This window comes from Corynebacterium sp. HMSC056F09, from assembly GCF_001815785.1.
GTDB classification, from domain to species: Bacteria; Actinomycetota; Actinomycetes; order Mycobacteriales; family Mycobacteriaceae; genus Corynebacterium; species Corynebacterium hiratae.
The window spans coordinates 15,731-16,063 of record NZ_KV821947.1; the positions used below are offsets into that span (position 1 = coordinate 15,731).

A 333-nucleotide genomic window follows, 5' to 3' on the forward strand; every position below is an offset into this window, starting at 1 on the left:
CGGCTCATCCCCGCTCACGCGGGGAGCACTTCCACCTAGACCGCGAAGGTGTGGCAAAGCTCGGCTCATCCCCGCTCACGCGGGGAGCACAACTTCTCACCACCGGGCTGAATCCAAATCACGGGCTCATCCCCGCTCACGCGGGGAGCACCAATGGGCGGTCTGCTTCGGTGTAGCCGTTGACGGCTCATCCCCGCTCACGCGGGGAGCACTCACTGAGGTTCTTGGCACTAGCTGGGATTGGGGGCTCATCCCCGCTCACGCGGGGAGCACAGCCCATCATCAGACACCATGCTCCACGGCAGCGGCTCATCCCCGCTCACGCGGGGAGCA

At 66.1% G+C, this 333-nt stretch carries 1 CRISPR repeat array.

Annotated features, from left to right (window positions below):
• Position 1: 1 nt before the first annotated feature.
• Positions 2–332: direct repeats of the CRISPR family, unit length 26 nt; unit sequence GGCTCATCCCCGCTCACGCGGGGAGC.
• Position 333: the final 1 nt, after the last annotated feature.